Below are 6,367 nucleotides of genomic sequence, written 5' to 3'. Positions count from 1 at the left end.
AGCCGGCTTCCAGCGTTCCATGCGCCACCTCCGTGAGGTGGCGACCTGATCACGCGGCGACAGCCCGCGTCGATCGCTCTCGCAAGTGTTCGACTTTCCTCGGGCCGAAACCTGATCGGTGCTCTAGGACTATCGGCGGGCAGTGGGTTCAGGGATTCACCATCCAGGCGACTTTTCCGCCGCGTTACACCGTCTCATCCAAGCCCTGTCCGGACTCTGCTATAGCCAAGACATGGCTGGCTTTGGCGCACGCATTCCAGACAGCCACGCACTGCCACTCACCACTGTCGTGACCTGGGGGGTCCATGAGCGCTGTCTCTTCGTCACCGAATTTCAATTATGGTTTTCCGGCGCCGGGTCCTCAGTCGCCTTCGCCGCAGAAGATCATGGACCACGTGTTCTTCCTCACGGAGGAGGCCTGGAAGACGGTCCGTGAGTTCGAGCGGTTCGACCATGTCATCATCGGCAGCGGCCCATGTGGACTGGCCTTCGCCGAGCGGACCTACAAACACAATCCCAACAGCCGCATCCTGTTGATTGAGCGAGGCCCCTTCTTCCTCCCGGAGCACTTCCAGAACCTCCCGCTTCCCTATCAGCAGGTGCTGGGAGGGCTGACCGAGACGTTCCCCTGGACGTTGTCGGCCAGGACCGCCGGCCAGCCTCCAGGAACCATCGGCTTCCAGCATGGGATGGTGCCCTTCTTTGGTGGCCGCAGCATCATGTGGAGCAGCTGGTGCCCGCGCCCCACGCGGGAGGAAATGGCGTTCTGGCCCGAGGAAATCATCCGCGAGGCCGAGGAGCGCTTCTCCGACGCCGAGCGGCTGCTCAATGTCATCCCCGCGGACCAGATCGACACCGACCTCGACGAGGCGATGCTGGCGAAGACCGCCAAGCGTCGGCCCATCTACGGCGTCATGCAGAAGAAGCTGCAGGCCATGCTCGCCGCCAACCTGGGGCGCATCGGCTCCGCGACCCGCTCCATGGCGGCCCCCATCGCGGTGGGGGCGGGCCTCCAGGAGAATCTCGACTTCGCGAAGTTCTCCACGCCCGCGCCCCTGCTCGACCTGGCGACGCGCCAGGAGGCGCTGAGCGCGGCGGGCACCGGGAGTCCGCTGAGAATCGTGACGGAGTGCACCGTCAACCGCATCCGTCAGCAGGACGGCGTGGCGACGGCGCTCGAGACGTCACGAGGCGTCGTCAACCTGGGCACCGCGAAGCTGGTGCTGGCCATGGGGACCCTCCCTCCGACGACGCTGCTCCTGAACTCATTCCCACAGGTCAAGCACGCGGGCTCACGGTTCACGGCGCACTTCATCACCTCGGTGGTGGCCCGGGTTCCGAGGAAGGACTACCCGTTCGCGGACAAGCTGGCGGAGATGGAGCTGGCCGCCATCTACATGGCCGGGACGAACGCACGGAGTGGAATGCAGTACCACGTCCAGCTCTCGGTGCTCTCCGACAAGGAACCCGCGCGCAATGCCCAGAGGGCGGCCCGGTACATGCCCGACGTGGTGGCGACGGCCTCACCCGCGCAGCTCGCGAGCTCCAAGGACTACCTCGTGTTCGTCTGCGCGGTGCTGGGGGAGCTGGACTTCCGCAACCGCGACAACTGGCTGCGCCCGAACGGGGAGGAGGACCCGACCACGAACGTGCTGCTGCAGGTCCTGGCCAACGAGACTGACCGCGCCACGTGGGACACCATGGATGAAGGGACCTTCCAGATGTTGGAGCTGGCCCTGTCCCCCCAGGGTGCGGCCCGGGTCGAGTACTGGCATGGAGCTCCCAACCAGGGCACGTGGGTGAAGGAGCGCCCGACCCCCGAAGAGCGCCGGGTGCCGGGGCTGGTGCACGAGGGGTCCACTCTGTGGATTGGCGATGGAGCTGAAGCGGTGGTCGGGCTGGACTACCGGCCTCGCGGGGTCGCCAACGTCTACGTCACGGGCGGGGGCCTCTGGCCGGCGGGAGGCTCCTGGAATCCCACCATGACCATGGTGGCCCTGGCGCAGCACCTCGCCGACAAGCTCTCCGGGCCTTCCGCCAAGGCAGCTCCGGCGGCCCCCACCACGACCCGGCTCCCCGTGGCGTCCCTGCGCTAGCGGCGGTACTGCACGGGGGCTCCCACGCGGGAGCCCCCAACGCCTGACGTCTACATCCGCCCGTCGAGGAAGTTGCGCACCAGCTTCGGTCCCTCGGGGGTGAGGACGCTCTCGGGGTGGAACTGGAAGCCCACCACGGGCCGCGTGCGGTGACGCAGCGCCATGATGAGGCCGTCCTGGCTCCACGCGGTGGCCTCCAATTCCGCGGGCAGCGAGGGCGCCTCCACGATGAGCGAGTGGTAGCGCGCGGCCGTGAAGCCCTGGCTCACCCCGGTGAAGACGCCCGTGTTGCCGTGCTGAATCTGGGCCGACTTCCCGTGCACCGGCGCCGGCGCGCGAATCACCTTGCCGCCGAACGCCGCGCCAATGGACTGGTGCCCCAGGCACACGCCCAGCACCGGCACGCGGGAGCGGGCAATGGCCTCCACGCTGACGCCCGCCTCGTGCGGCGTGCACGGGCCCGGGGAAATCACCAGGTGCGAAGCCCCCGTCGCCGCGACGCCCGCGACGTCCAGGTCGTCATTGCGCACCACCTTCACCTCGGCGCCCAGCGTGTACAGCAGCTGCACGAGGTTGAAGGTGAACGAGTCGTAGTTGTCGATGACGAGAATCACCGCCCACCTCCCTCGCGCGCCATCCGCAGCGCGGCGGCCATGGCGCCCGCCTTGGCCTCCGTCTCGTCCGCCTCCTTCGACGGCACCGAGTCCGCCACCAGGCCCGCGCCCGAGGTCCACATCGTCCTGTCTCCGTCCACGAAGAAGGTCCGCAGGGCAATCGCCACGTCCAGCGTGCCGCAGAAGGACAGGTAGCCCACCGCGCCCGCGTACGGCCCGCGCCGCTGCGGCTCCAGCTCGTCGATGATCTGCATCGCGCGAATCTTCGGAGCGCCCGACACGGTGCCCGCGGGGAACGTGCTGGCCAGCGCGTCCAGCGCGTCGTACTTCGCGTCCAGCTTCCCGCGCACCTGGGACACGATGTGCATCACGTGGCTGTAGCGCTCGATGACCTTCATGTCCTCGACGCGCACCGAGCCCGGCGCCGCCACGCGGCCCACGTCGTTGCGGCCCAGGTCCACCAGCATGACGTGCTCGGCCAGCTCCTTCTCGTCCGCGAGCAGCTCCTTCTCCAGCGCCAGGTCCTCGGCCTCGGTGGCGCCCCGGCGGCGGGTGCCCGCCAGCGGCCGCACCACTACGTCCCCGTCGCGCACCTGCACGAGCAGCTCCGGCGAAGCGCCCACCAGTGCGCGGGCCTCGCCCAGCTCCACCAGGAAGAGGTACGGCGACGGATTCACCCGCCGCAGCGCCCGGTAGAGCGACAGCGGCGGCGGTGCACCGAGCGCCTCGAAGCGCCGCGCGAGCACCACCTGGAAGATGTCTCCGGCGCGGATGTATTCCTTGGCGCGCTCCACCGCGGCCTCGTAGCCGGCGCGGTCCCAGCAGGCGACAGGGGCCGCGTCACCACGCATGCGAGGGCCGGGCGCGTACGCCTCCGGAGGCAGCGGCTTGAGCAGCTTGTCCGCCAGGGCCTGCGCGCGCTCCTCCGCGTCCTTCAGCGCGGCGGCCGCGCTGCCATGCAGCGACGGACGGGCAATCGCGGTGGCCCTGAGCGTCCCGGTGCGCGAGTCATGGGTGACGAAGTCCTCGCACACCAGCCATTCCGAGTCGGGGAACGAGGTGTCGCGCGCGTGCCGGTCCGGCACGGTGGGCTCCAGCCATGAGAAGCAGTTGTAGCCCATGTAGCCCACGAGCCCGCCCAGGAAGGGGGCCTCGCCGGGAAGGCGCGCGACAGCCAGCTCGCGCCACAACGTGCGCAGGACGTCCAGGGGCTTGCCCTCGCGGCGCTCCTCGCGTGAGCCACGCCACAACGTGGCTCCGGTGGCGTCCAGGCGCACGCGCCCGGCCGGCTGGGCTCCCACGTGGCTGTAGCGCCCGAAGCGCTCGCCGCCGTAGCAGGACTCGAGGATGAAGCCGCGCGAGCCTCCGCCCAGCTTCAGGTACGCCGACAGCGGCGTATCCAGGTCCGCCGGCAGCTCCACCGACACCGGCACCGCCTCGCCCTTCTCCGCGAGCTGGCGATAGGCCGACTTCCGCTCCTGTGCATCCATCTTCATGACTGGCTCTGCCCTTCTAGGGCTTCGTTTCCGCCGTGGCGTCCGAGGCCTTCACCTCGGAGAAGACACCATCGGCGAGCTTGTACTTCGTGCGCTCCGTCGTCTTCACTTCCTTGCCGGACTCGTTCTCCTCGACGTTCGTCCGCACCACCGTGAGGCCCTGCTGCTTCGGCTGGAAGGAGACCTTGTACGAGGAGTTGTTCGGCGGGTCCGCCAGCCCGGCCACCTCCAGCGCCAGCTTCGACCTGCCGAGCACGCCCTTCTTCTTCCCCAGCCCCGTGTAGCTCACGTACGTGGTGCTGTAGTCACTGCACGCCTCGGGCATGGAGTCCACCTTCACCAGCGCGAGCCCCGCCGTCTTCGCCGGGACGAGCGTCACCTTCGCAGACCCGCCATCCACGCTCATATAGCCCTGTCCGGCGGGGGTGATGTCCACGCTGCTGACACGGCGGGGCGGCTTCACGTTCGGCTCCAGGACGCGGACGCGAATCTTGAAGTCCGAGCTCATCACCACCGTGGCCACTTCCTGCTCACCGTCGTTGTCGAAGTCACCCTCGAAGCGAAACGGCGTGAGCGTGTTGCCGAAGAGCCAGCCCTTGAAGGAAGCGCCCTTCGCATCCAGGTACTCCACCTGGTACCAGTGGTTGACGTACTCGCCCACCTTGAGGCGCTCCTTGCCGCGCTCCAGCACGCGCACGGGAACGCCCAGCGGCAGGGTGGTGACGACGGCCGCGTCCGCGCCGGGCGACTGGCGCAGGTTGGCCTCGTCCACGCCCACGTAGAGGCCCGCCTTCTTCGCGGACGGCTCGAACTGCGTGAAGTCGTAGGTGTCCAGGGCGCGCTTCGACGGGTCCGCCCCCTCCTCCAGCGACGACGCGGTGTAGTGCAGCTCCAGCTCGGGCGACTGCGAGAGGACCAGCGACAGCAGCAGGGCAGGCGTCATGAGGAAGGCATCCGGGGAGGAAGGTGCCGGTGTTATCCCCCGTCCAGCAACGCCGTCCAAGGGCACGGAATATTCCCAGGAGAAGCTCCTGGCATACCCGTGACAGGTGAGTGCCAGAGGGGCATGCCAGGAAGCAATGGCCCGTAGGGAGGAGACACACCTCGGGTGGTCACCGTCGAGCTGCCTCGCTATCTGAATGAGGCTTTGAGCTCCTCCCAATCCCTACCGCTCATCACGGTGACGCCGCAGGGGCTCTACTGCGCCCCGGGCCACTTCCACATCGACCCCTGGCGTCCGGTGGAGCGGGCGCTCATCACCCATGCGCACGGAGACCACGCCCGGGGCGGCAGCCACCGCTACCTGGGCGCCCGAGCAGGCGAGGGGCTGCTGCACCGCCGGTTGGGCGCGGACTCCGTCATCGACACGCTGGAGTACGGCGAGCGCCTGAGCATCAACGACGTCACCGTCAGCTTCCACCCCGCGGGCCACGTGCTGGGCAGCGCGCAGATTCGCCTGGAGCACCAGGGCGAGGTGTGGGTCGTCTCCGGCGACTACAAGCGCGCGCCGGACCCGACGTGCGCGCCCTTCGAGGTGGTGCGCTGCAACACCTTCATCACCGAGGCGACGTTCGGCCTGCCCATCTACCGCTGGGATGACACGCGTCTGGTCGCAGAGGACATCCTGAAGTGGTGGGACGCCAACCGCGCGACGGGGCGTGCCTCGGTGCTGTTCTGCTACGCGCTGGGCAAGGCGCAGCGAATCCTCGCGGAGCTGGCGCGGCTGACGGACCGGCCGGCCTATGTGCACGGGGCCCTCCACAGCCTGGTGGCCGTGTACCGCGAGGCGGGCGTGCACATGATTCCCACGCAGCTGGTGTCGGAGGTGGAGAAGGGCACGTCCTTCGCGGGCGCGCTGGTGCTGGCTCCGCCGAGCGCGGGGGGCTCCACGTGGATGCGCCGCTTCGGCGAGTACGAGACGGGCTTCGCGTCCGGGTGGATGCGGGTGCGCGGCAACCGGCGCCGGCGCGGATTCGACCGGGGCTTCGTGCTGTCGGACCACGCGGACTGGCCGGACCTGCTGCGCACGGTGGCGGACACGCAGGCGGAGCGGGTGCTGGTGACGCACGGCTACACGGACCCGCTGGCGCACTACCTGCGCGACTCCGGCGTGGATGCGGCCCCCCTGGCCACGCCCTTCGAGGGCGAGGCGGAGGACTGA

General features: G+C 69.0%; 5 protein-coding genes. 2 read left to right on the top strand and 3 right to left on the bottom strand.

The genetic code is table 11. From position 1 onward, the window contains the following. Positions 1-386: 386 nt before the first annotated feature. On the top strand, positions 387-2,096 hold the full coding sequence (locus G4D86_RS50650; protein WP_205520419.1) for a GMC oxidoreductase: 1,710 nt from the start codon (positions 387-389) through the stop codon (positions 2,094-2,096). Between the two features lie 50 nt (positions 2,097-2,146). Here the strand turns inward: G4D86_RS50650 and G4D86_RS50645 are convergent, their stop codons facing one another. The 3 genes from G4D86_RS50645 to G4D86_RS50635 are packed head-to-tail and all read right to left on the bottom strand — an operon-like array spanning position 2,147 to position 5,149. Next, on the bottom strand, positions 2,147-2,710 hold the full coding sequence (locus tag G4D86_RS50645; protein WP_164002909.1) for an anthranilate synthase component II: 564 nt from the start codon (positions 2,708-2,710) through the stop codon (positions 2,147-2,149). Beyond that, positions 2,707-4,200 carry an anthranilate synthase component I family protein gene (locus G4D86_RS50640; protein WP_164002913.1) on the bottom strand — a complete coding sequence of 498 codons (1,494 nt, stop codon included), beginning with the start codon at positions 4,198-4,200 and terminating at the stop codon, positions 2,707-2,709. Before G4D86_RS50640 ends, G4D86_RS50645 begins: the two co-directional genes overlap by 4 nt. A 22-nt stretch (positions 4,201-4,222) precedes the next feature. Further along, complete coding sequence (locus G4D86_RS50635) at positions 4,223-5,149, bottom strand: SH3 domain-containing protein (RefSeq protein WP_164002908.1); 927 nt, start codon at positions 5,147-5,149, stop codon at positions 4,223-4,225. 204 nt (positions 5,150-5,353) lie between these two features. On the opposite strand from G4D86_RS50635, the gene G4D86_RS50630 reads away from it, so the two are divergent. Next, positions 5,354-6,367 carry a ligase-associated DNA damage response exonuclease gene (locus G4D86_RS50630; RefSeq protein ID WP_240360947.1) on the top strand — a complete coding sequence of 338 codons (1,014 nt, stop codon included), beginning with the start codon at positions 5,354-5,356 and terminating at the stop codon, positions 6,365-6,367.

The organism is Pyxidicoccus caerfyrddinensis (genome assembly GCF_010894405.1).
GTDB lineage: Bacteria > Myxococcota > Myxococcia > Myxococcales > Myxococcaceae > Myxococcus > Myxococcus caerfyrddinensis.
Note: the sequence above shows the minus strand (reverse complement) of the source record. Positions and strands in the feature narration are given on the sequence as shown.